At 73.3% G+C, this 24,196-nt stretch carries 20 protein-coding genes and 1 pseudogene; 12 read left to right on the top strand and 9 right to left on the bottom strand.

Translation table 11 applies throughout. The annotated features are described in order from the left end of the window. Positions 1-118 precede the first annotated feature (118 nt). The 3 genes and pseudogenes from ACZ7RU_RS20155 to ACZ7RU_RS20165 all read right to left on the bottom strand — a co-directional run bounded on the left by ACZ7RU_RS20155 (position 119) and on the right by ACZ7RU_RS20165 (position 3,471). Complete coding sequence (locus ACZ7RU_RS20155) at positions 119-901, bottom strand: TIGR04222 domain-containing membrane protein (protein WP_470342290.1); 783 nt, start codon at positions 899-901, stop codon at positions 119-121. A 135-nt stretch (positions 902-1,036) separates the two neighbouring features. Then, the gene (locus tag ACZ7RU_RS20160) at positions 1,037-2,098 is read right to left on the bottom strand and encodes a TIGR04222 domain-containing membrane protein (protein WP_470342291.1); all 1,062 of its coding nucleotides are present in this window, start codon (positions 2,096-2,098) and stop codon (positions 1,037-1,039) included. A 30-nt stretch (positions 2,099-2,128) separates the two neighbouring features. Next, a pseudogene (locus ACZ7RU_RS20165) lies at positions 2,129-3,471 on the bottom strand (MbnB/TglH/ChrH family RiPP precursor modification enzyme). A 313-nt stretch (positions 3,472-3,784) separates the two neighbouring features. Here ACZ7RU_RS20165 and ACZ7RU_RS20170 point away from each other — a divergent pair. The 7 genes from ACZ7RU_RS20170 (at position 3,785) to ACZ7RU_RS20200 (ending at position 10,520) form a co-directional block, all read left to right on the top strand. Continuing rightward, a complete protein-coding gene (locus ACZ7RU_RS20170) occupies positions 3,785-4,744 on the top strand; it encodes a GNAT family N-acetyltransferase (RefSeq protein ID WP_470342292.1) in 960 nt (319 codons plus the stop codon). Positions 4,745-4,963: 219 nt separating this feature from the next. Continuing rightward, a complete protein-coding gene (locus ACZ7RU_RS20175; protein ID WP_470342293.1) occupies positions 4,964-5,974 on the top strand; it encodes an MBL fold metallo-hydrolase in 1,011 nt (336 codons plus the stop codon). A 96-nt stretch (positions 5,975-6,070) separates the two neighbouring features. Next, positions 6,071-7,894 carry an ATP-binding protein gene (locus ACZ7RU_RS20180; RefSeq protein ID WP_470342294.1) on the top strand — a complete coding sequence of 608 codons (1,824 nt, stop codon included), beginning with the start codon at positions 6,071-6,073 and terminating at the stop codon, positions 7,892-7,894. After that, positions 7,891-8,322, top strand: coding sequence for a roadblock/LC7 domain-containing protein (locus ACZ7RU_RS20185; protein ID WP_470342295.1), 432 nt, complete (start codon positions 7,891-7,893; stop codon positions 8,320-8,322). Before ACZ7RU_RS20180 ends, ACZ7RU_RS20185 begins: the two co-directional genes overlap by 4 nt. After that, complete coding sequence (locus ACZ7RU_RS20190; RefSeq protein ID WP_470342296.1) at positions 8,319-8,672, top strand: DUF742 domain-containing protein; 354 nt, start codon at positions 8,319-8,321, stop codon at positions 8,670-8,672. The genes ACZ7RU_RS20185 and ACZ7RU_RS20190 overlap by 4 nt, the downstream gene beginning before the upstream one ends. A gap of 100 nt (positions 8,673-8,772) precedes the next feature. Continuing rightward, a complete protein-coding gene (locus ACZ7RU_RS20195; RefSeq protein WP_470342443.1) occupies positions 8,773-9,330 on the top strand; it encodes a GTP-binding protein in 558 nt (185 codons plus the stop codon). Beyond that, positions 9,327-10,520, top strand: a complete 1,194-nt coding sequence (locus tag ACZ7RU_RS20200) for a cytochrome P450 (protein ID WP_470342297.1) — start codon at positions 9,327-9,329, stop codon at positions 10,518-10,520. The genes ACZ7RU_RS20195 and ACZ7RU_RS20200 overlap by 4 nt, the downstream gene beginning before the upstream one ends. A 54-nt stretch (positions 10,521-10,574) precedes the next feature. Here the strand turns inward: ACZ7RU_RS20200 and msrB are convergent, their stop codons facing one another. From msrB to ACZ7RU_RS20220, 4 genes are all read right to left on the bottom strand, one after another. Further along, a complete protein-coding gene (gene msrB / locus ACZ7RU_RS20205) occupies positions 10,575-10,979 on the bottom strand; it encodes a peptide-methionine (R)-S-oxide reductase MsrB (RefSeq protein ID WP_470342298.1) in 405 nt (134 codons plus the stop codon). Between the two features lie 41 nt (positions 10,980-11,020). Further along, entirely contained in the window at positions 11,021-12,409 is a 1,389-nt protein-coding gene (gene murC, locus ACZ7RU_RS20210) for a UDP-N-acetylmuramate--L-alanine ligase (RefSeq protein ID WP_470342444.1), read from the bottom strand. 143 nt (positions 12,410-12,552) lie between these two features. Continuing rightward, a complete protein-coding gene (locus ACZ7RU_RS20215) occupies positions 12,553-13,014 on the bottom strand; it encodes an indole-3-glycerol phosphate synthase (RefSeq protein WP_470342299.1) in 462 nt (153 codons plus the stop codon). A gap of 56 nt (positions 13,015-13,070) precedes the next feature. Continuing rightward, the gene (locus tag ACZ7RU_RS20220; RefSeq protein WP_470342300.1) at positions 13,071-13,856 is read right to left on the bottom strand and encodes a pyrimidine reductase family protein; all 786 of its coding nucleotides are present in this window, start codon (positions 13,854-13,856) and stop codon (positions 13,071-13,073) included. A gap of 111 nt (positions 13,857-13,967) precedes the next feature. On the opposite strand from ACZ7RU_RS20220, the gene zapE reads away from it, so the two are divergent. The 4 genes from zapE to ACZ7RU_RS20240 all read left to right on the top strand — a co-directional run bounded on the left by zapE (position 13,968) and on the right by ACZ7RU_RS20240 (position 19,455). Beyond that, on the top strand, positions 13,968-15,011 hold the full coding sequence (gene zapE, locus ACZ7RU_RS20225) for a cell division protein ZapE (protein WP_470342445.1): 1,044 nt from the start codon (positions 13,968-13,970) through the stop codon (positions 15,009-15,011). 290 nt (positions 15,012-15,301) lie between these two features. Beyond that, positions 15,302-17,392 carry an excinuclease ABC subunit UvrB gene (gene uvrB, locus ACZ7RU_RS20230; protein WP_470342301.1) on the top strand — a complete coding sequence of 697 codons (2,091 nt, stop codon included), beginning with the start codon at positions 15,302-15,304 and terminating at the stop codon, positions 17,390-17,392. Positions 17,393-17,668: 276 nt separating this feature from the next. After that, positions 17,669-18,247 carry a TerD family protein gene (locus ACZ7RU_RS20235; protein ID WP_470342302.1) on the top strand — a complete coding sequence of 193 codons (579 nt, stop codon included), beginning with the start codon at positions 17,669-17,671 and terminating at the stop codon, positions 18,245-18,247. A 227-nt stretch (positions 18,248-18,474) separates the two neighbouring features. After that, positions 18,475-19,455, top strand: a complete 981-nt coding sequence (locus ACZ7RU_RS20240; protein ID WP_470342303.1) for a TerC family protein — start codon at positions 18,475-18,477, stop codon at positions 19,453-19,455. Between the two features lie 97 nt (positions 19,456-19,552). Here ACZ7RU_RS20240 and ACZ7RU_RS20245 read toward each other — a convergent pair whose 3' ends face one another. Next, a complete protein-coding gene (locus ACZ7RU_RS20245) occupies positions 19,553-20,206 on the bottom strand; it encodes an MBL fold metallo-hydrolase (protein WP_470342304.1) in 654 nt (217 codons plus the stop codon). 45 nt (positions 20,207-20,251) lie between these two features. Then, entirely contained in the window at positions 20,252-20,986 is a 735-nt protein-coding gene (locus ACZ7RU_RS20250; RefSeq protein ID WP_470342305.1) for a maleylpyruvate isomerase family mycothiol-dependent enzyme, read from the bottom strand. A gap of 267 nt (positions 20,987-21,253) precedes the next feature. Here ACZ7RU_RS20250 and uvrA point away from each other — a divergent pair, with 267 nt between their 5' ends. Beyond that, complete coding sequence (uvrA, locus tag ACZ7RU_RS20255; RefSeq protein ID WP_470342306.1) at positions 21,254-24,166, top strand: excinuclease ABC subunit UvrA; 2,913 nt, start codon at positions 21,254-21,256, stop codon at positions 24,164-24,166. Positions 24,167-24,196 lie beyond the last annotated feature (30 nt).

Here is a 24,196-nt window from a genome sequence, read left to right on the forward strand (position 1 = left end):
GAGCGGCCTGCTCTGAGCGGTCCCGCGGTCCTCGGAGGCCGGTTCCCCCTGGCGGGGAGCCGGCCTCCGGCATTCCCGGGGTCCGTCGTGAGGCCGGCGGGGTGGGCGCAGCCGGCCCTCAGGTCCGGTGCGGGCGCAGGGCGGCGCGGAGCCGGGCGTCGGGCAGGACGGCCGGGCCGTTCATGGCGACGGCGGTGAGCAGTTCGCGCTCCTCGTCGTCGGCCAGGCCGCGCTGGCGGGCCGGGCGGACCTCGCGCAGCACCTCCTGGCCGATCGGGGAGGCCCAGCGGGTGTACGGGTAGACGTCGACCCGGGCCATCAGCAGGGTGCCCGAGGTGAGCACCAGCGGCAGTGAGAACCAGGCGAGCGGGGCGAGGGTGGCACCGCCGGTGAGGACGCCGAGGGCCAGCGAGGCGGCCAGCAGGACCAGCGCCAGCAGCAGTGCGTGCCGGACCTGCCGGACCACCACCACGGTGTTGCGCTGCACCAGGGCCGGGGTGGCCAGGCCCGCCAGGGCGAGCCGGGCGCCGATCTCCAGCACGGTGGGGTGCTCGGCCATCGCCCGGCGCAGCTCGTCGGTCGGGCACTGGCCCTCGGAGCCGACGGTGGCGATGACCGCCCGCTCCAGGCGGCTGCGGCCCTTGGGGTCGACCACGGTGGTCCACCCGGTGTGCGCCAGGTGCAGCCGGCCGCGGCCGGCCATCAGGACGAGGGCGAGTTCGACCACCCGGTCCGGGCCGCCGGCCAGGTAGGCGGTCTCGTACAGGCCGATGCCGACGGCTTCGGGGGGCCGCAGACCGCTCTGGTCGGTGAGGGCGTCGGCGGTGGCGGTCATCCGGACCAGTCGGACGCAGGACAGGACCGCCGCGACACAGGCCGGTATGAGGAACAGCAACCACATGGGCTTGTTGTATGCCTGCGCCGACGGCGCGCGGAACGGCTTCCCGGTCCGCGATACCGAACTGTGACGTCCGGCGGTGGCGTCGGTGGTGCGCGGAACCGGGCCGCCGAGCGTCCTCGGTCGGCCCGGCGGGGGTCAGGAGCCGCAGCCGCCCCCGCAGCTCGACCCGCAGCTGGAGGAGGACGAGGAGCCGCAGCTGGAGGAGCTGGAACCGCAGCTGGAGGAGGACGAGGAGCCGCAGCTCGACGAGGAGGACCCGCAGCTGGACGAGCCGCAGCCGGAGCCGGAGCCGGAGGAACCGGAGGAACCGCACCAGGTGCCGGAGCCGCAGCCGGAGCCGGAGGAGCAGGAGGATCCCGACGACGAGGACGACGCGGAGGCGTTCGCGGTGACCGCCTGCCGCACGGCCTCCTCCTCGGCCGACGCGGCCAGCAGCGCGGTCTCCAGCTCCGGGTTCTCCAGCCCGGCGGCGGCCAGGCCGCCGAGCGCGAGCGCGCCCAGCAGCGCGCCGCCGGCCAGCCGCAGCGGCATCCCGGCGTTGGGCGTCCACGGGCTGCCCTGCATCAGGGAGAGCTGGCGCTGCCCGGCCGGGGTGATCCGGCCCTTGACCGGCGGGTTGGCGAGCAGCGAGACGAAGCCCCCGACCAGCAGGAGGCCCGGAACCCAGAGGTTCGGGCGCTCGTGGCCGACGACGCCGTCGTCGAGCAGCAGGGCGGCCACCGCCGAGGCCACCACGACGAGCATCGCGAGCCAGAGCAGCCGGCGGGCGGTGCGGGCCCGCCGCAGCCGCTCGGGGCGGCGCAGCAGACCGCGGTCGGCGAGCCGGTCGCCGATCTCCTGGACGGCGGCGGAGCGCATCACGGTGCGCCGCAGCGGGCCGAGTTCGCGGCTCCCGGTCGGGCCGACGGCGTCCTGGACGGCCTTGTCGACGGCGTCGTACGGCTTGGCGCCGGTGAGCGTGACCAGGCCGGAGCGGCTGATCACGGCCTGCTCGCTCAGGTGCATCCGGACCATGGCGGTGTCGAACACCCGCCCGGGCCCGCCGGACAGGAACGCGGTGTCGAGCAGCGGCAGGCCGCGGCCTGGCAGGCCCTTGGCGTACCGGACCCGGCCGATGCGCTGCCGGGTCTGGGCGGCGTACAGGGCGGCGGCCACCAGCAGGACGGCCGGGACGGTGAAGTAGCTGTTGTGCCACATGGGCGGTTCCCCCGGAATGGTGACGGTCGGTCAGGGCGCGGTGGCGCCGTGGTCGCCGGTGGTCGGCTGTCGGCGCAGGGCCCGGCGCAGGCGCGCGAGCGGGCCCTGCGGTCGTGCGGGTGCCGGGCGGAGCCACTGCTCCAGCGCCCGGCGGTGGTCGGCGGCGAGCGGGCCGCCGTCGGTGAGCGCCCACTGGGCGAAGGCCCGGGCGTCGGCGCGGTAGCCGCCGGCCTGTGGGTGGCGGCGGGCGTAGCCGAGGAAGAGCGGCCCGTACTGCGCCCCGAGCAGGCGGGGCAGGTCCGGGGCCACCTTGGCGGTGGTGTCCCGCCGCTTGGCGGCCAGGCCGGTGGACTGGGCGCGGACCTGGCGCTCGTCGAAGCCGGGCGGGACGGGCCCGCCGGCCACCAGGGCGGCCAGCAGCTCCTCCTGGCGCCGGGCCAGGCGCCGCCGGGCGGCGGCGGGGTCCCGGTCGGCGGCGCGGTCCCGGCCGGCGTCGGGCTGTGCCGGTGTCGTCAGGTCGCTCATCGCGGGGTGCTCCCCTCCAGCACCCTGCGGATGGCGTCCAGTTCACCGGCCAGCTCGCTGGGCGGCGGGAAGTTGGCGTCCCGTTCCAGCAGCACCCCGGGCGGGGCGACCCGCGCGCAGAGTTCGGCCAGTACCTCCAGCACCGGTTCGGTGACGGGGTGGGCGTGGGTGTCGTGCCAGACGCCGTCGACCAGGGTGCCGCCCGCGACGTGGACGTAGGCGAGCGCCTCCAGCGGCAGGCGGTCGAGCTCGGCGGCCGGGTCGATGCCGAGGTTGACCCGGTTGGTGTGCAGGTTCGCGACGTCGATCAGCAGCCGGACGCCGGTGCGCTCGACCAGCTCGGCGAGGAACTGGCCCTCGGTGAACTCGTCGTCCGGCCAGGCGAGCTGGGCGGCGACGTTCTCCAGGGCGAGCGGCACCGGCAGGTGGTCCTGGGCGATCCGGACGTTCTCGGCGATCACCCGCAGCGAGTCCCGGGTGCGGGGGACGGGCAGCAGGTGGCCCGCCTCCAGGCCGCCGGCCCGGACGAACGCCAGGTGCTCGGTGACCAGCGGGGAGCCGAGCGCCAGCGCGGCCCCGGCGAGCCGGTCGAGGCGGCCGGGGTCGGGCAGGTCGGCGCCGCCGAGGCCGAGGCCGACGCCGTGCGGGACGACGGTGACGCCGCGTTCGCGCAGCACGGTCAGCGAGTCGGGCAGGTGGTCGGCGCAGATGTTCTCGGCGACCACCTCGACCCAGTCCAGGCCGGGCTGGCGCTCGACCACGGTGTCGATCTCGCCGCGCCAGCCGAGGCCGACGCCCAGTCGGGGCGGGGCTTCGCGGCCCGCGGCCGCTCGGGGCGCGCTGTGCACGGGCACGGCGGCGGAGCCGGGCAGTTCCAGGGCAGGGGAAGTCATCGGGTTCGCCCCCTTCGGAGGGCCGGACGGGAGGCCGTCGACCGGTACGGGCGTCGTCGCCGGAACCGCGCGGCCGTGCTGCTGAGAATGTCCCCGGGCGGGGCGGCTGCCAAGCCTCACCCGGTCTTCTCAGAGCATTATTTGAGCATGTCGTCCCGGGGGTGAGGGACTTTGGTCCCGAGCCCGGGCCGTCCGCGCAGGTGGGGCGCCCTTGCCGGGGGGAAAATCGGAGGCGCCGGACGGGTGGGCGCGGCTAGCGTGGGAATCCATGACTTCTCTCTCTTCTTCCTCCCTGACGATCCGTGGCTTCCGCCCCGAGGACGCCGAGGCCGTGGTCGCGGCCCACCGGGCCGGGCGCGAGCACCTGGTGCTCTCCGCCGAGGCCCTGGTCTGGCTGAACGCCCGCCCCAGCCCCGAGGAGCACTTCCGCACCTTCGTCGCCGAGCTGGACGGCCGGGTGGTCGGCGCGGTGCGCTGCGGGGTGGTGCTCGGGACGACGACCACGGGCGTCGGCTACGCCAACGGCAGTGTGCTGCCCGGGTTCCGCCGGCACGGTGCGGCCTCCGCACTGCTGGCCGCGGCCGAACGGCACCTGGCCGGGCACGGGGTGGCCGAGCTGCACACCTGGGTGGACGACGAGCCCGCCTCGCTGGCCTTCGCCACCGCCCGGGGCTACCGGCTCGGGCGCGCCATGCACTTCGCCGGTCGGGACCTGACGCTCCCGCTGCCGCCCGCACCCGTACGGCCGGTCGGCGTCGAGCTGCGCCCGGCCGCCGACTGGGCGGCCGACCCGCACCCGGTGTTCCTGGTCGAGGCGGACGCCATCCTGGACGAGCCCGGCAGCGAGGTGCCGATGGACGCCCTGGAGTACGAGGACTGGCTGCGCGACGACTGGTCCCGGCCGGACCGGGACCTGGCGCTGAGCGTCGTGGCCGTGGTGGACGGACGGCCGGCCGCGTTCAGCATGGCGCAGACCGACGGGGACGGGGGCTACTGGTCCGCGTTCACCGCCTGCCGCCGGGAGTTCCGGGGCCGGGGGCTGACCAAGCTGGCCAAGCTGGAGTCGCTGCGGCTCGCCGCGGCGGCGGGCTACCGCCACGCGTACACCAGCAACGACACGACCAACGGGCCGATGCTGGCGATCAACGCGTGGCTCGGGTACGAGCGCTGCGCGGGGGAGCGCAAGGGCATCAAGCAGCTGGAGCGGCCGTCGGAGCGGGAGGGCTGACGCTCCGGCCCGTCGTGCCGGGGGAGTGCGGCCGACAGGACGGGCCGGGGACGTGGCCGGCCCGTACCCGCCACGGTCGGCGGGCCGAGTCACTTCGGCCAGATGTGGTCCAGACCACACGGGACGAATCGGGACGGTCCGGGTTGCTCCGGGCGTGAAGTGGCTTGAACCGCAATGGTTTTGCTCCACTCCTGTCACGGGATGGGGATAATCGCGCACATGACGATCAGCCGTGCGAACGTGAGCGCGATTGCCGAGGACCTGTACGTGTGGCTCCCGCCGAAGCGGGGGTGGGGCCTGGCCAACTGTGGGCTGCTGGCCTCGGAGACCACCGCGCTCTGGATCGACACGCCGTACGACCCCTCGATGGCCGGGGAGTTCCTCGCCGCGAGCCGGCGGCTGCTGCCCGACGGGGTCGGGATCGACCGGGTGGTCGTCACCCACGCCAACGGGGACCACCTGTGGGGCGCCGGCGTGCTGCCGGACGCCGAGGTGATCGCCACCCGCGAGGCGCTGGAGCACATCCACTGGGAGCCCACCCCGCAGCAGCAGCACGCACTGGTCGCCAACAGCGACCCGGACTCGCCGCTCGGCGGCTACCTGAAGGAGCACTTCGGGCGGTTCGACTGGTCCAGCACCGAGCCGGTGCGCCCCGACACGGTCTTCACCGGCGAGCTGGAGCTGACCGTCGGCCGCTACCCGGTGCGGATCACCAGCCTGCCCGCCGCCCACACCGGCGGCGACCTGCTGGTCCACCTCCCGCACCAGCGCACGGTGTTCACCGGCGACGTGATCTTCTCCTCGACGCCCGAGCAGCCCGGCGACCACCCCTCGCACTGGGCCGGACCGCTGGAGAACGTCATCGGCGCCTGCGAGCAGGCCCTGGCCACCGGCGCGGAGATCTTCGTGCCCGGCCACGGCCCGGTGCTCGACCGCGACGGAGTCCAGCAGCACATCGGCTACCTCGCCTACGTCCGCGAGCGCGCCCACACCCTGCACGCCGCCGGGATACCCGCCCTGGACGCGGCCCGACGGGTGATCGCCGAGCAGCGCCACCCCGAACTCGGCCTGCCCGAGCGGCTGGTGCTCACCGTCGCGGCCGAGTACCGGCACCTGGACGGCTCGGCGGCCCCAGGCGCCCTGGAGGCCCTGGGCCAGGTCGCCCTGGTGGCCCGGGAGCTGGCCGAGGACGCCGCCCGCGCCCCGCGCCCGCGCACCGTCCGGAACTGACCCGGCCCGCGTTCCCCTCCCCACCACCAGCCCGACAGGCCCGGCGGGCCCGGCCGCAGCGCCCGGTCCGACCCGCAAGCACCCCCGAGGACTCCGATGACGCAGATCGCGCTGATCGTCCTGGCGCTGGTCGCCGCCGTGGCCGCGGCCGTGCTCGCCCGCGGCCGGGCCGGGGCCGTCGCCCGGGCGACGGCCGCCGAGACCGCGCTCGACCGGGGCGAGGAGCGCACCCGGGCCGCCGAGGGCCGGCTCGCCCGCGCCGAGCAGCAGCAGCGCGAGGCGCAGGAGGCCGCCCGGCGCTCCGCCGAGGAGGCCCGGCGGGCGGAGGAGCGGGCCCGGGCCGCCGAGGACGGCGCCCGCGAGGCGCGGGAGGCGGCCCGGCAGGCCGAGGACACCGCCCGGGAGGCCGTGCGGCAGGGCGCCGCCGCGACCGCCCGGGCCGAGCAGGCCGACCGCGCGCTCGCCGAGGCCGAGGCCCGTGGCGCCGCGCTGCTCGCCGAGATCGGCCACCTCGCCCAGGAGCGGGTCGCCGCCACCGCCGTACGGCTCACCCACACCAACGCCCCGCTGGTCGGCCCGCTGGACCCGCAGGCCGTCGGCCCCGAGGCCGTCCGGGCGTTGCAGGCCGTCCTGGACGCCGCCCACGCAGCGCTCGCCGACGAGCGCGAGCGGGTGGACGCCGCCGCCCGCGCCGCCATGCGCGGCGCCACCTCCCGGATCCAGACCCTGCTGTACCAGATCCAGAGCCTGGTCCAGCAGCTCCAGCACGAGAACGACGACCCCCGGCTGCTGGAGGTCGACTTCCGCAACGAGGTCGCGCTGCGCCGGATCCAGACCGTCGCGGTGCTCTGCGAGGCCTGGCCGGGCCTGGCCCGCACCGACTCGCCGCTCGCCGAGGTGGTCGTCGGCGCTCTCTCCCGGGTGCCCGGCTACGGCCGGATCAAGGTCGCCAACCACCTGCGCGAGCAGCGCCTCGCCGTGGTCGCCCGGGCCGCCGAGCCGGTCGCCGTCACCATCGCCGAGCTGCTCGCCAACGCCACCGCGTACTCCCACCCGGAGACCGACGTCCCGGTCACCGTCCAGCAGGGCGGCCGCGGCGCGCTGGTGATCATCGACGACAGCGGCATCGGCATGGACGAGGACCAGCTGCGCCGCGCCCGCCGACTGCTGGCCGGCCCGCCGGACATGCTGCTCACCGAGCTCGGCAACCCGCCCAAGACCGGCTTCGCGGTGATCGGCAAGCTGGCCCGCCAGTACGGCTTCTCCTGTCACATCGAGCCCTCGCCGTACGGCGGCATGCGGACCATCGTGCGCATCCCGGCCGCGCTGGTGACCGTGGTGGACGACGAGCAGCCGCTGTCGGTGCTCACCCCGCTGCCGCTGCGGGCCGGTGCCGGGCCGGCCCCGGCGCCCACCGTCGCGGCCGTCCCGCCGATGCGCGACGCGGACGGGCCGGACGGCCCGCGGCTCGCCGACCGCCACAACCAGCCGGGCCCGCATCCGGCCCCGGCCATCCGCGTGGTCCCCGACCCGGTCGCGGACGGGCCCGCGACGGACGCCCCCGCAGCCGGCACCCCCGCGACGGACGCCCCCGCGGCCGAGACTCCCGCAGCCGACGACGGCACCGGCCTGCCCACCCGGCGCCGCCGCCGTCCGCTGGCCGCCGAACGGCCGGCCGCCGCGGAGCCCGCCACCGCCCCCGCCCCCGCCGCCGAACGCACCCCCGAGCAGGCCGCCGCCCACTGGCAGGCGCTGCAACGGGGCACCGACTCCGGCCGGGCCGCCGTGGCCCGGGCCGCCCGGGAGGAGGCCGCCGCCGGAAACGGCGACAGCACCCCCGCCACCCCCGGCGACACCACCGCCGGCCGCGCCCCCGGTGACCGGAGCGCCGGTCCGACCTCAGAAGGAGCCGAGCAGTGAGCAGCACGCCCAGCCCGACCACCACCGACGAGATCTCGTGGGTGCTGACCCCGCTGCTGGAGCTGCCGGGGGTGCTGCACGCGGTCATCGCCACCGGGGACGGCCTGGTCGAGGGCGCCTCGGACGGCCTGGAGCGCGCCTCGGCCGAGCGGGTCGCCGCGATGACCGCCACCGTCCACGCCGCCGCCCGGGCCTTCACCGCCGCGTTCACCGACGCCGAGCGGCCCCGGCTGGCCCAGACCGTGGTGGAGTCCGACCTCGGCTACGCCGTCGTGGTGCCCGCCGGGGAGAACACCTCGCTCGCCGTGTTCACCTCGCCGGACGCCCAGCTCGGCAACGTGGCCTACCAGATGCAGCTACAGGTCGCCGCCCTCGGTCGCGCGCTCGCGAGCCCGGCCCGGCGGCAGGACGACGACGACCGGTCATGACCGCCGTCCCCCGCAGGCGGATGGTGCCCGCCTACCTGGCCACCGGCGGCCGCAGCCGCCCCGGCACCAAGGGCTTCGAGCGGCTGACCGTGCTGTTCGCCGACCGCGCCGACCCGCCGGACGCGCTCGAACCCGAACACCGCCGGCTCTGGGAGCTGCTGCGCCCCGGCGCGCTGACCGTGGTGGAGGCCGCCGCGCACCTGCGCCTGCCGGTCAGCGCCACCGTCTTCCTCGCGGCCGACCTGGTCGAGGCGGGCTGCCTGCACGCCCGCGCGCCGATCCCGCGTGCCCAGCAGACCGACCGCTCCGTCGTCGAGAGGCTCCTCGTTGGACTCCGTGCGCTCCGGTGACCCGGCCGGCCGGCCGGGCCCGGAAGACCAGACAGGACGGCCCGGAGGGGCGGAGCAGCCGGGCCGGGTCGGCTACCTGCCCGACCGGGACCAGACGCTGATGAAGCTGGTGGTGGCCGGCCCGTTCGGGGTCGGCAAGACCACCCTCATCCGCACCCTCTCCGAGATCGCCACCCTGCACACCGAGGAGGCGATGACCGAGACCGGCCGCCCGGTGGACGACCTGGCCGGCCTGCCGGAGAAGAGCACCACCACCGTCGCCGTCGACTTCGGCCGGCTCACCCTGCCCGGCAACGTCGTGCTCTACATGTTCGGCACCCCCGGCCAGCGCCGCTTCTTCCCGCTCTGGCAGGACATCGCCCGCGGCGCCGTGGGCGCCCTGGTGCTCGCCGACACCCGCCGGCTGGCCGACTCCTTCGAGATCATGGACATGGTCGAGGAGCAGGGCCTGCCGTACGCCGTCGCCGTCAACCGCTTCCCGGACGCACCGGACCACCCGGTCGAGGTGCTGCGCACCCACCTGGACCTGCACGCCGCCACCCCGCTGCTGTTCTGCGACGCCCGGGACCGCGACAGCAGCCTGGACACGCTGATCGCGCTGGCCGAGCACGTCCTGGACGCCCTGCCCGCCGCCCCCGCCACCCCGGAGCAGCCGTGACCGACGAGTCCCGCCCGACCCCGATCCACGGCCCGGCCTTCGCCGCCGCCCCCCGGCTGGTCTACGAGCGGCTGCGGCGGCACGGCGCGGTCGCCCCGGTGGAGGTCGCGCCCGGCGTGGACGCCCTGCTGGTCACCGACTACCAGGCCGCGCTGGACCTGCTGCGCGACACCGACACCTTCTCCAAGGACTCCCGGGCCTGGCAGCGGACCGTCCCGCCGGACTCCCCGCTGCTGCCGGTGCTCGGCTACCGCCCGACCGCGCTGTTCAGCGACGGCGAGACCCACGCCCGCTACCGGGCGGTGATCACCGACGCCCTCGCGCTGTTCGAACCGCACCGGCTCCAGCGCCAGGTCGCCGAGACCGCGCACCGGCTGATCGACCGCTTCGCCGCCGTCGGGCACGCCGACCTGATCGCCGAGTACGCCCGCCAGCTGCCCGCCTTCGCGCTCACCACCTGGTTCGGCGTGCCGGAGGAGCAGCGGGCCGAGGTGGTGGCCGCGATCACCGGGCTGATCGAGTCCACCGCGAAGGCCGGCGCCTCGTACGGCAAGCTCCTGGCGGTGGTCACCGCGATGGTCGCCGAACGCCGCGAGCGCCCCCGGCACGACCTCGCCTCCTGGTACGTCACCCACCCGGTCGGGCTGGACGACGACGAGGTGATCCGGCAGATCACCCTGACCCTGATCGCCGGGCACGAGCCGACCACCAACCTGATCGGCAACGCCCTGCTGCGCCTGCTCACCGACGCCCGCTACGCCGGCTCGCTGTTCGGCGGCGCGATGACCGCCCACCAGGCGATCGACGAGGTGCTCTGGCACGAGCCGCCGATGGCCAACCTCTCGGCGCACTACCCGCGGTACGACATCACCTTCCACGGCCGGGAGATCAAGGCGGGCACGCTGGTCCTGGTCTCGTACGCGGCCGCCAACTCCCAGGCCGCGCCGCCCACCGGCGACGGCGGGCTGCGCAGCGGCGAGAGCGCCCACCTGGCCTGGGCGGCCGGGCCGCACGCCTGCCCGGCCAGGGACCCGGCCCTGCTGATCGCGATCACCGCCATCGAGCAGCTGGGCAGCCGGCTCAGCGACCTCGAACTGTCCACCCCCGCCGAGGACCTGCTCTGGCGCCCGGGCCCGTTCCACCGGGCCCTGATGCACCTCCCGGTCCGCTTCGAACCGGTCCCCGCGTGACGCCGGGAGGCCCGGACACCGTGCGGTGCCCGGGCCTCCGTACCGTCGTTCGTCCTACTCGGCCGGCCGCAGCGTCAGCGAGACGCTGTTGATGCAGTACCGCTGGTCGGTCGGCGTGCCGTAGCCCTCGCCCTCGAAGACGTGCCCGAGGTGCCCGCCGCACTTCGCGCAGCGCACCTCGACCCGGCGCATGCCGAGCGTGTTGTCCTCGATGTACTGGACCCGGTCCTCGGCCAGCGGTGCGTAGTAGGACGGCCAGCCGCAGTGGCTGTCGAACTTGGTCTCGGAGCTGAACAGCTCGGCCCCGCAGGCCCGGCAGCCGTACACGCCGACCGTTTTGGTGTCGGTGTACTCACCGGTGAACGGGCGCTCGGTGCCCGCCTCGCGGAGCACGTGGTACTCCTCTGGGCTGAGCTGGGCGCGCCACTCGGCCTCGGTCTTCTCGATCTCGTAGCTCATCTCACGGCTCCCGGTCGCGGCGTACGTCGGACGGACGTGGGTCAGACGTTGGAGGCAACGTTCGCGAGGTGCGTCAGGATTTCCGGCCCCAGGTTGGTGACGTCGCCGGCGCCCATGGTGAGCAGCAGGTCGCCCGGGCGGGCGAGGCCGGCCAGCAGAGCGGGGGCAGCGGCGAAGGAGTGCTCGGCGGTGACCTCGGCGCCGGCCCGGCGGGCGGCGTCGATGATCAGCTCGCTGGTCACGCCGGGGATCGGGTCCTCACGGGCAGGGTAGATGTCCAGCACCACCGAGGCGTCGGCCAGGGCCAGGGCCCGGCCCATCTCCTCGGAGAGCTGCTCGGTGCGGCTGAACAGGTGCGGCTGGAAGACCACCAGCACCCGGCCCCCGCCGGTCAGGCCCTCGCGGATGGCCTCCAGGTCGGCGGTCATCTCGGTGGGGTGGTGGGCGTAGGAGTCGATCACCTGGACCCCGCCGGCCTCGCCCTTGAGCTGGAGGCGGCGGCGCACCCCGGTGTACGCGCCGAGGGCCTCGGCCAGGTCGGCGGCCGGGACGCCCAGCGCGACGCCGGCGGCGAGCGCGGCCACCGCGTTGTGGGCGTAGTGCCGACCGGGCACCGAGACGGTGAAGGTCAGCTCGGCGCCGTCCAGCAGCACGGTGACCTCGCTGGTCATGCCGTGGGCGACCACCGACAGCACCCGCAGGTCGGCGTCCTCGGCGGAGCCGACCGTCACCACGTTCAGGCCCTCGCGGCCGGCCACCCGGGAGGTGAGCTCGCGGGCGCCGTCGTGGTCGGCCGAGACCACCAGGGTGCCGCCGGGGACGATCCGGCCGACGAAGGTCTCGAAGGACTCGTAGATCTCCTCGATCGAGGCGTAGTTGGCGTGGTGGTCCAGCTCCACGTTGAGCACGATCGCCACCTCGGGCGCGTACTTGTGGAAGCTGCGGTCGCTCTCGTCCGCCTCGGCGACGAAGATCTCGCCGGCGCCGTGGTGGGCGTTGGAGCCGGGCGCGTCGAGGTCGCCGCCGATCGCGTAGGACGGGTCCAGGCCCAGCTCGCCGAGGGCGACGGCGAGCATGCTCGTGGTGGTGGTCTTGCCGTGGGTGCCGGCCACCGCCAGCGCCCGGCGGCCGCCCATCAGCGCGGCCAGCGCGTCGGAGCGGTGCACCACCGGGATGCCGCGCTCGTGGGCGGCGACCAGCTCCGGGTTGTCGGCGCGGATCGCGCTGGAGACGACCACGCTGCTGGTGCCGTCCGGCACGTGCTCGGCGGCGTGGCCGACGTGCACGGTGGCGCCGAGGGCGCGCAGCGCGAGGACGGTCTCGGACTCCTTGGAGTCGCTGCCGGAGACGCTGGCCCCGCGCACGGCGAGGATCTTCGCCAGGCCGGACATCCCGGCGCCGCCGATGCCGATGAAGTGCGGGGCGTGCAGGTCGTGCGCGGCGTCGTTCAAGGCGTGGCTCCGTACGGGCGGGGGCAGACAGGTCGGGCGGACGGGACGGGAAGACGGAATCGTCCTCGCGGGCGGACCGCAAGGACGATTCTGCACCACCGGCGCTCCGGGCCAGGAGTCGCTCAGGAGTCGCTGGCGAACAGCCGGAGCACCGGGACCCCCACCTTGTGCCGGGCCTGGGAGGCCCAGTCGCGGTGGAAGAACTCCTCCACGAAGTGCGGCGAGGTGAGCACCACCACCTCGTCCGCCCGCTGCTCCTCGACGACCGTGCGCAGCCGCTCCAGCGGCTTCTCCTCGACCAGCTCGCCCACCGCCTCGGCCCCGGCCGAGCGCAGGTGGCGCAGGCTGTGCTCCAGCGACTCGGTGGCCACGGTCGGTCCGGTCTCGGACTCGTCGTGCTCGTGCACCACCTTGTCGAGGTGGCCGAGGGCGACGTCGTCGAGCGCCCGGAGCAGTTCGTCCTGCTTGCCGCGCGGCTGCATCAGGACGACGAAGGACACCTCCTCCTCGCCGTGGAGCGTGGTGACGAGCTCCACGTCCGCGTCGGAGAGAGCCTTTTCGATCATCAGTACCGTCTTGAACACGTGAGTCCTTCCAGTGGCCGGCCCCCGGGCCCCGGCATCGCATAACGGGATCACGATCAGGGGGTCACGGGGTCATCCGAACCCGGGTGACGCAGGTAGCGGGTGAAGAGGAATCCTTTCTGCTCGATCAATGAGACCAGCCGCATCCGCTGCACGTCCGGCATTCGGGCATCGTGCAGGATGCGCGGCGCGTCGCCACCGGTCAGCAGCGGGGCCAGCGACAGGCACAGCTCGTCCACCAGGCCGGCCGCCGTGAGCTGCCCCAGCAGGCGCGGGCCGCCCTCGGTCAGCAGCCGGGTCCAGCCGCGCTCGGCCAGGGCCGCCACGCCCGCCCGCAGGTCCACCGAGCCGGTGCCGGCGACCACCAGGTCGGCCACCTCGGCGACCGCCCGGCGGCGCTCCGCGGAGGCGTCCTCGGTGGTGATCACCACCGTCCTGACCAGCGGCTCGGTGAACAGCGGCGCGGTCAGGTCCAGTTGCAGCGAGCGGGTCACCACGGCGATCGCCGGGGCGGGAGCCTGCCCCGCCGCCGTCCGGGCCGCCGCGAACTCCCTGCGCGCCCGGGCCGGCCGGTAGCCCTCGGCGCGGACGGTCTCCGCGCCCACCAGTACCACGTCCGACAGCGCCCGCAGCACCCCGAAGATCCGCTTGTCGGCGTCCCCGGAGAGCCCCTCGGACAGCCCGTCCAGCCTGGCCCCGCCGTCCAGACCGGCCACCATGTTGGCGCGCAGCCAGGGGCGCCCCTGATTCACCTGTTCGGGGTACGCGTAGACGGCGGCGAGCGATTCCAGTGCGGCCGGATCGGCGAGCCGCCCGCTCAGCGGGCTGATCAACTGTTGCATGCACCCAGTCTTCCACCGCGGGGCCGCGGGCCGTTCGGGACGGCGTACGGGGCAGGCGTACCCTCTACTGATGTGCCCGCAGCCTCCCACTCCGCAACCGCGACCGAGCCGATAGCCGCCGCACCCGTGTCCGGCTCCCCGATCGCGCTCACCGACCGCCGACCCGTCGTGCCCGCCGAGCGGCTGGTCGCCGAGATGGTCCCGCCGCCCCGGTTCGCCGACGTGAGCTTCGGGACGTACATCCCGGACCCGACCCAGCCGAGCCAGTACGAGGCCGTCCAGGTCCTGGAGCAGTTCGCGGCCACCCTCGGCAGGGGAAACGGTTCCGCGCCCAAGCGCAGCTGGTTCCGCCGCTCCGCGCCCGCGCCCACCGGCCCGGCCGGGGTCTACCTCGACGGCGGCTACGGCGTCGGCAAGACCCACCTGCTCGCCTCGCTCTGGCACGCCGCCCCGGGCCCCAAGGCCTTCGGCACCTTCGTCGAGCTGACCAACCTGGTCGGCGCGCTCGGCTTCCAGCAGGCCGTGCAGACCCTCTCCGGCCACACGCTGCTCTGCATCGACGAGTTCGAGCTGGACGACCCGGGCGACACCGTGCTGGTCTCCACCCTGCTCGGCCGACTGGTCGAGAACGGCGTGAAGCTCTGCGCCACCTCGAACACCCTGCCGGAGAAGCTCGGCGAGGGCCGCTTCGCCGCCGCCGACTTCCTGCGCGAGATCCAGGGCCTGTCCGCGCACTTCCGCCCGATGCGGATCGACGGCCAGGACTACCGCCACCGCGGCCTGCCGGACGCCCCGCCGCCGTACACGGACGAGGCCGTCGGCGCGGCCGCGGCCCGCACCCCCGGCGCCTCGCTGGACGACTTCGACGCCCTGCTCGCCCACCTCTCCGCCGTCCACCCCAGCCGCTACGGCGCGCTGCTGGACGACGTCACCGCGGTCTGCCTGCGCGGCGTCAAGCAGGTCGACGACCAGTCCACCGCGCTGCGCCTGGTCGTCCTGGCCGACCGGATGTACGACCGCGAGCTGCCGATCACCGCCTCCGGCCTGCCCTTCGACCAGGTCTTCCCGGAGGAGATGCTCCGCGGCGGCTACCGCAAGAAGTACCTGCGCGCCATCTCCCGCCTGGTCGCCCTCGCCCGGGACAGCGCCAAGTAGGACCGAGCCCGTAGCCTCCGCCCCGGTCAGGCGGCCCCCCCTCGCGGAGCGAGGGGGGACGCACAACCGAGGACCGGGCTGGCCGCGCGTGCCGGACTGCGCGAGGAGACGGTCGAGAGCATCGAGGAGAGCGGCGTCGATCCGACTCTGCCGCTGATCGAGTGCCTGGCCGCCGCCTTCGACGCCGCGGTCCGCATCGATCCGTCCCGCGACCCCGTCATCAGGTTCGAGGCGCACGGGGCCTGACCGAAGCGGACCCGCTTGTCGGTGGGGGGTCGTACGGTGGAGGCGTGCGTCCCATCACGAGTATTGAGCGGTCCGTGGCGCCTTTCGAGGTCGTCAGTCCCTTCCAGCCGAACGGCGACCAGCCGGCGGCGATCGCCGAGCTGGAACGGCGGATCAGGGGAGGGGAGAAGGACGTCGTGCTGCTCGGTGCCACCGGCACCGGCAAGTCGGCCACCACGGCCTGGATGATCGAGAAGCTTCAGCGCCCCACCCTGGTGATGGCGCCGAACAAGACGCTGGCCGCGCAGCTGGCCAACGAGTTCCGCGAGCTGCTGCCGAACAACGCCGTCGAGTACTTCGTCTCGTACTACGACTACTACCAGCCCGAGGCGTACGTCCCGCAGACGGACACCTACATCGAGAAGGACTCCTCGATCAACGAGGAGGTCGAGCGGCTGCGCCACTCGGCGACCAACTCGCTGCTCACCCGCCGGGACGTGGTCGTGGTCGCCTCGGTCTCCTGCATCTACGGCCTCGGTACCCCGCAGGAGTACGTGGACCGGATGGTGCGGCTCAAGATCGGCCAGGAGATCGACCGGGACGACCTGCTGCGCCGCTTCGTCGACATCCAGTACGCCCGCAACGACGTGGCCTTCACCCGCGGCACGTTCCGGGTCCGCGGCGACACCATCGAGATCTTCCCGGTCTACGAGGAGCTCGCCGTCCGGATCGAGATGTTCGGCGACGAGATCGAGGCGCTGTACACCCTGCACCCGCTCACCGGCGAGATCATCAGCCAGGACGACTCCGTCCACGTCTTCCCCGCCTCGCACTACGTGGCCGGCCCCGAGCGCATGGAGCGCGCGATCACCGGCATCGAGAAGGAGCTGGAGGGCACGCTCGCCCGGATGGAGAAGCAGGGCAAGCTGCTGGAGGCCCAGCGGCTGCGGATGCGCACCACCTACGACATCGAGATGCTGCGCCAGATCGGCACCTGCTCGGGCGTCGAGAACTACTCGATGCACTTCGACGGCCGGGAGCCGGGCTCCCCGCCGAACACCCTGCTCGACTACTTCCCGGAGGACTTCCTCCTGGTCATCGACGAGTCGCACGTCACCGTCCCGCAGATCGGCGCGATGTACGAGGGCGACGCCTCGCGCAAGCGCACCCTGGTCGAGCACGGCTTCCGGCTGCCCTCCGCGATGGACAACCGCCCGCTGAAGTGGGAGGAGTTCCTGGAGCGGACCGGCCAGACCGTCTACCTGTCGGCGACGCCGGGCCCGTACGAGCTGTCGCGCGGCGACGGCCAGGTCGAGCAGATCATCCGCCCGACCGGTCTGATCGACCCCGAGGTGATCGTCAAGCCGACCGAGGGCCAGATCGACGACCTGGTACACGAGGTCCGCAAGCGGGTCGAGCGGGACGAGCGCGTCCTGGTCACCACGCTGACCAAGAAGATGGCCGAGGACCTCACCGACTACATGCTCGGCCTGGACATCCGGGTCCGGTACCTGCACAGCGACGTGGACACCCTGCGCCGGGTGGAGCTGCTGCGCGAGCTGCGGGCGGGCCGGTACGACGTGCTGGTCGGCATCAACCTGCTGCGCGAGGGCCTGGACCTGCCCGAGGTGTCCCTGGTGGCGATCCTGGACGCGGACAAGGAGGGCTTCCTGCGCTCCGGCACCTCGCTGATCCAGACGATCGGCCGCGCCGCCCGCAACGTCTCCGGCCAGGTCCACATGTACGCGGACAAGATCACCCCCGCGATGGAGAAGGCCATCGACGAGACCAACCGCCGCCGGGCCGTGCAGCAGGCCTACAACAAGGAGCACGGGATCGACCCGCAGCCGCTGCGCAAGAAGATCGGCGACATCCTGGACACCCTCGCCCGCGAGGACGTGGACACCGACGAGCTGCTCTCCACCGGGTACCGCAACCAGGGCAAGGGCAAGGCCCCGGTGCCGGCGCTGGGCGCGGAGCGCAAGCCGGCCAAGTCCCTGCCGGCCGCCGAACTGGCGGACCTGATCCAGGAGATGACCGACCGGATGCACACGGCCGCCGCCGACCTCCAGTTCGAGGTCGCGGCCCGGCTGCGCGACGAGGTCAAGGAACTGAAGAAGGAGCTGCGGCAGATGCGCGAGGCCGGTGTGGCGTAGTCACACGGAAGGGGCACCGGAGGGGCGCACCCGTGCGGTGACCGGGACTGGCCGGAATGGCACCGGTCAAGTCCGCGGGTGTCTCAGCCTTGCCACAAACGGGGAAACCCGGGAGAGGCCGGGGTGTCGCAGGCCCTAGGCTGGCCTGCGGCATCGTGCCCTCGGACGGGGTTGCGGGCCGTACGCAGAGGGGGCCTCAGCCGGGGGACGGCGACGGGGTGTTCCACCGTGGAGCCGCGCGGGTGTGACCGCGCGGCCGGCAGAGAGGGCAACGTCGTGTCGGTGAACCTGGCCAAGGGGCAGCGGGTCAGCCTCCAGAAGGGGCAGGGCGACGCCCTGACCGTGGTCCGGATGGGCCTCGGCTGGCAGGCCGCCCCCAAGCGCGGGCTGTTCGGCAGCCGCACCCGCAAGATCGACCTGGACGCCTCGGCGCTGCTGTACGCCGAGAAGACGCCGTCCGACGTGGTGTTCTTCTCGCACCTGGAGAGCGAGGACGGCTCCGTCCGGCACACCGGCGACAACCTGGAGGGCGGCTCCGGGGCCGAGGACGACGAGGCGATCCTGGTCGACCTGGTCCACGTGCCGGTGAACATCACCCAGGTGGTGTTCACGGTGAGCTCGTACACCGGGCAGACCTTCGCGGAGGTGCAGCGGGCGCACTGCCGGCTGGTGGACGAGACCACCGGCCTGGAGCTGGCCCGCTACGAGCTGGCCGGCGGCGGGCCGCACACCGGGCAGATCATGGCCAAGGTGGTCCGGGACGGCAACGGCGGCTGGGAGATGCAGGCGATCGGCGCACCGGCCAAGGGGCGGACCTTCCAGGACCTGCTGCCGGCGATCGACCCGTTCCTGTAGCCGTGGCCCGGGTGGCCCCGGCGGCCCGGCAGCCCTGCGGTCTTTACCTTCTTTACCTTTCCTTGGAGCGCCTGTTACTCTCGTAGGCAGCGGAGGGGAGTATTCCTCGACAGCCGACCCCGTCATCACGGATGCCCGTCGTGGCCTCCCGGGGCGCTGGCCCGATGGGCGGAAGAGACCTCCGGCAGTGACGATGACTGTCTCGCCTACCTGCCGGAGGAGCAGTAGTGGACGTTTCCGTAACCATGTGGGTCTCCACGATCCTGGTGCTGATCGCACTGGTCGTGGCCGACTTCTTCATCGGAGGGCGCAAGCCGCACGAGGTCTCGATCAAGGAGGCCGGAGTCTGGACGGCCGTCTGGGTCGCCCTGGCGGTGCTCTTCGGCGGCTTCCTCTGGTGGCACTCCGGCGGGGAGCCGGCCGGCGAGTTCTTCGCCGGCTACATCACCGAGAAGTCGCTCAGTGTCGACAACCTCTTCGTGTTCATCCTGATCATGGGCAAGTTCGCGGTGCCCAGGATCTACCAGCAGCGCGTGCTGATGTTCGGCGTGATCATCGCGCTGGTGCTCCGGGCGGTGTTCATCGCCGGTGGTGCCGCGCTGGTCTCCGAGTTCTCCTGGGTGTTCTTCATCTTCGGCGGCTTCCTGATCTGGACGGCCTGGAAGCTGATCAAGGAGGCCCGCGCCGAGGAGGAGGACGAGGAGGAGTTCGAGGAGAACCGCCTGCTCAAGTCGATCACCCGCCGCTTCCCGGCCACCGAGGACTACCGCGGCACCAGGCTGTTCGTCCGGGAGAACGGCCGCCGGCTGATCACCCCGATGCTGATCGTCATGCTGGCGATCGGCACCACCGACGTGCTGTTCGCGCTGGACTCGATCCCGGCCATCTTCGGCCTGACCCAGGACCCGTACGTCGTCTTCACCGCCAACGCCTTCGCCCTGATGGGGCTGCGCCAGCTGTACTTCCTGATCGGCGGCCTGCTGAAGAAGCTCGTCCACCTGTCGTACGGCCTGTCGGTGATCCTCGGCTTCATCGGCGTGAAGCTGGTGCTGCACGCCGCGCACGAGGCGGGCGCGCACTGGGCCCCGGAGATCGGCATCCCGTTCTCGCTGGCCTTCATCGTGGCGGTGCTGGCGATCACCACCTTCACCAGCCTGCGGGCCTCGAAGAAGGCCGAGCAGGCCGAGCCCGAGAAGCTCGACGCCTGACGCCCGGTGCCGGCGCCCCTGAGGCCGGCGCGCGGCACCGCCGAGGCCCCCGCGACCGCTTCCGGTCACGGGGGCCTCGGCCGTTCGGCGGGGCGGGCTACCAGCCCCGCTCGCGCCACTCGGCGAGGTGCGGGCGCTCGGCCCCGAGGGTGGTGTCGTTGCCGTGGCCGGGGTAGACCCAGGCCTCGTCGGGCAGGACGTCGAAGATCTTCTCGGTGACGTCGCGGTAGAGGGTCCGGAAGGCCTCCGGGTCGCCCCAGGTGTTGCCCACGCCGCCGGGGAAGAGGCAGTCGCCGGTGAAGACGTGCTGGTGGCCCTGGGGGTCGTCGTAGATCAGCACGATCGCGCCGGGGGTGTGGCCGACCAGGTGCCGCACGGTCAGCGCCACGTCGCCGACCCGCAGCTCGTCGCCGTCCGCGAGCAGCAGCTCGGTGGGGACCTCGATGCCCACGGCGTCGTGCTCGCCGGCGGCCGTCCGGGCGCCGGTGGTGGCGACCACCTCGGCCAGCGCCCCCCAGTGGTCGTGGTGCCGGTGGGTGGTGACCACCGTCGCGAGGTCGTCGCCGACGGTCTCCAGCAGGGTCGGGGCGTCGGCGGCCGCGTCGATCAGGAGCTGTTCGTCGGTGGCCCGGCAGCGCAGCAGGTAGGCGTTGTTGTCGTACGGGCCGACGGCCACCTTGGTGATGATCAGGTGGGCCAGCTCCCGCACGTCCGGCGCTCCGCCGACCTTGACCGCTCCGTGGTACGTCATCCGTTCGCTCCCTCTGCAGTGGCTCCTGGGACCATCCTCGCGTCGTCAGCCCAGCGGGGGAAGCTGGGGGAGGGCGGTGTCGGGGGTGCGGCGCAGGCCGTCCCCGGCGGAGCGGCCGGAGAGCCAGGCGGTCAGGGCGCGCACCGGGCCCTCGACGGTCAGGGCGGGCTCGCCGGTGCCGATCAGGCCGCGGTCCCCGGTGTCCTCGGCGACCAGCTGGACGGCGGGCAGGTCGGTGCCGTGCAGCGTGGCGGCGAGCCGGTCGAACTCGGCGACGGCGAACGGCTCGGGCCACTCGGCGAAGGTGTAGTCGGCGTCCAGGTCGACGACGTGGTACTCGATCTCGGCGAGGCGCTTCCAGACGAGGTCGGCGGCCGGGAAGACGGCGCCGGAGCGGTGGCGCACCTCGGCGGCCCAGTCCTCGTCGGCGAGCAGCGCGGCGGCCGCGGCGAAGGCCTCGTGCGAGGCCCGCAGGTCGGCGAGCTGGACGTCCAGCGGCCGGCCGGCGCCGTCCTCGATGCCCTGGTCGCGGGCCTGCTCGGTGGCGTACTGCGGGATGTCGGTGCCGGTGCGGACGCCGGTCAGCAGGTTGACCAGCGAGTCGGCGTTGCGGGCGAGGTGGGCCAGCACGTGGCCGCGGGTCCAGCCGGGGAGCGCGGAGGGCTCGGCGACGGCCTCCGGCTTCAGCGCGGAGACGGTCTCCAGCATGCGCCGGGTGCTTGCCTCGACCAGGTCCAGTCGATCGGCGGCCAGTGCGGCGGCGGAGTGCGAGTCGGTCATCGAATCTGCCTTCTGTGCGAGACGGCGCGTTGCCCGCGGGGGCTTCGCTCGTTGACCAGGCGACGCTACCGCCGAATCCGGGCCCTGAGCAGGGCCTTTTTCGGTCCGGATACGGACGGTCCCGGGACGGTCCTCACTCGTTCGGGTGGTCTCCGCTGGACAGAGTCGATATTCGAACGTCTGAGCTATAGGCTGGCTGCCGCATGCTGGAAGAAGTACCGACTCTCATCGCAAGCCGTCTTGCCCCGGAGAAAGGCGCCAGAAGCAGTGGCCGACCGCCTCATCGTCCGCGGTGCTCGTGAGCACAACCTCAAGAACGTCTCGCTCGACCTGCCCCGCGACTCCCTCATCGTCTTCACGGGCCTCTCCGGCTCCGGCAAGTCCTCGCTCGCCTTCGACACGATCTTCGCCGAGGGCCAGCGCCGCTACGTCGAGTCGCTGTCCTCCTACGCCCGTCAGTTCCTCGGGCAGATGGACAAGCCCGACGTGGACTTCATCGAGGGCCTCTCCCCGGCCGTCTCGATCGACCAGAAGTCCACCAACCGCAACCCCCGTTCGACCGTCGGCACCATCACCGAGGTCTACGACTACCTGCGCCTGCTGTTCGCCCGGATCGGCAAGCCGCACTGTCCGCACTGCGGCCGCCCGATCGCCAAGCAGTCGCCGCAGGCGATCGTGGACAAGGTGCTGGAGCTCGCCGAGGGCACCCGTTTCCAGGTGCTGAGCCCGGTGGTGCGCGAGCGCAAGGGCGAGTTCGTCGACCTCTTCGCCGACCTCCAGTCCAAGGGCTACTCCCGCGCCCGCGTCGACGGCGCGACGATCCAGCTCGCCGAGCCGCCGAAGCTCAAGAAGCAGGAGAAGCACACCGTCGAGGTGGTGATCGACCGCCTCACCGTCAAGGACAGCGCCAAGCGGCGGCTCACCGACTCGGTGGAGACGGCCCTGCGGCTGTCCGGCGGCATGGTCGTGCTCGACTTCGTCGACCTCCCCGAGGACGACCCGGAGCGCGAGCGGATGTACTCCGAGCACCTCTACTGCCCGTACGACGACGTGTCGTTCGAGGAGCTGGAGCCGCGCTCGTTCTCCTTCAACTCGCCGTTCGGCGCGTGCCCGGACTGCTCGGGCCTGGGCAACCGGATGGAGGTCGACCCGGAGCTGGTCGTCCCGGACGTCGAGCGCTCGCTGGACGAGGGCGCGATCCACCCCTGGTCGGCCGGGCACGCCAAGGAGTACTTCCAGCGCCTGATCGACGCGCTGGCCGGGGAGCTCGGCTTCCGCACCGACATCCCCTGGGCCGGGCTGCCCGCCCGCGCCAGGAAGGCGCTGCTGTACGGGCACAAGCACCAGGTGGAGGTCCGCTACCGCAACCGCTTCGGCCGGGAGCGCTCGTACAGCACCGGCTTCGAGGGCGCGATCCCGTTCATCCAGCGCCGGCACACCGAGGCGGAGAGCGACAGCAGCCGCGAGCGCTTCGAGGGCTACATGCGCGAGGTGCCCTGCCCGACGTGCCAGGGCACCCGGCTCAAGCCGGTGGTGCTCGCGGTCACCGTCGAGGGCAGGTCGATCGCCGAGGTCTCCTCGATGTCGATCAGCGACTGCTCCGAGTTCCTCGGCGCGATGAGGCTCAACGCCCGGGACAAGCAGATCGCCGAGCGGGTCCTCAAGGAGGTCAACGAGCGGCTGCGCTTCCTGGTCGACGTCGGCCTGGACTACCTCTCGCTCGACCGCGCGGCCGGCACCCTGTCCGGCGGCGAGGCCCAGCGCATCCGGCTGGCCACCCAGATCGGCTCCGGCCTGGTCGGCGTGCTGTACGTGCTGGACGAGCCGTCCATCGGCCTGCACCAGCGGGACAACCACCGGCTGATCGAGACGCTGGTGCGGCTGCGCGACATCGGCAACACCCTGATCGTCGTCGAGCACGACGAGGACACCATCAAGACCGCGGACTGGGTGGTCGACATCGGCCCGGGCGCCGGCGAGCACGGCGGCAAGGTGGTGCACTCCGGCTCGCTGAAGCAGCTGCTCTCCAACAAGGAGTCGCTGACCGGCCAGTACCTCTCCGGCAAGCGCTTCATCCCGATCCCGGCCGCGCGCCGCGAGCGGGACAAGAAGCGCCAGCTGACCGTCCACGGCGCCCGCGAGCACAACCTCAAGGACGTCACGGTCGGCTTCCCGCTCGGCACCTTCACCGCGATCACCGGCGTCTCCGGCTCCGGGAAGTCGACGCTGGTCAACGACATCCTGTACACCCACCTCGCCCGGGAGCTGAACGGCGCCCGCAGCGTGCCCGGCCGGCACACCCGGATCACCGGCACCGACCAGGTGGACAAGGTGGTGCACGTCGACCAGTCGCCGATCGGCCGTACCCCGCGCTCCAACCCGGCCACCTACACCGGGGTGTTCGACCACGTCCGCCGGCTCTTCGCGGAGACGCAGGAGGCCAAGGTCCGCGGCTACCTGCCCGGCCGGTTCTCCTTCAACGTCAAGGGCGGCCGCTGCGAGAACTGCTCCGGCGACGGCACCATCAAGATCGAGATGAACTTCCTGCCGGACGTCTACGTGCCGTGCGAGGTCTGCCACGGCGCCCGGTACAACCGGGAGACGCTGGAGGTCCACTACAAGGGCAGGTCCATCGCCGAGGTGCTGGACATGCCGATCGAGGAGGCGCTGGACTTCTTCGAGGCCGTCCCGGCGATCGCCCGCCACCTGCGGACGCTCAACGACGTCGGCCTCGGCTACGTCCGGCTCGGCCAGTCCGCGCCCACCCTGTCCGGCGGCGAGGCGCAGCGCGTCAAGCTCGCCTCGGAGCTCCAGAAGCGCTCCACCGGGCGGACGGTCTACGTGCTGGACGAGCCCACCACCGGCCTGCACTTCGAGGACATCAGCAAGCTGATCAAGGTGCTCAGCGGGCTGGTGGACAAGGGCAACACGGTGATCGTCATCGAGCACAACCTCGACGTGATCAAGACCGCCGACTGGGTCGTCGACATGGGCCCCGAGGGCGGCTCCGGCGGCGGCACGGTGGTCGCCGAGGGCACCCCGGAGCAGATCGCCGCCGTGCCGGAGAGCCACACCGGCAAGTTCCTGCGGGACATCCTGCCGGTCGGCTTCGCGGACGCCCCGGCCGCCGCCCCGGCGAAGAAGGCGCCGCGCAAGCGCGCGGCCGCCGCGAAGAAGTAGTCCCGTCCGCCCACCCCGCCGCTCCCGCCA

The organism is Kitasatospora sp. NPDC114501, assembly GCF_055633695.1.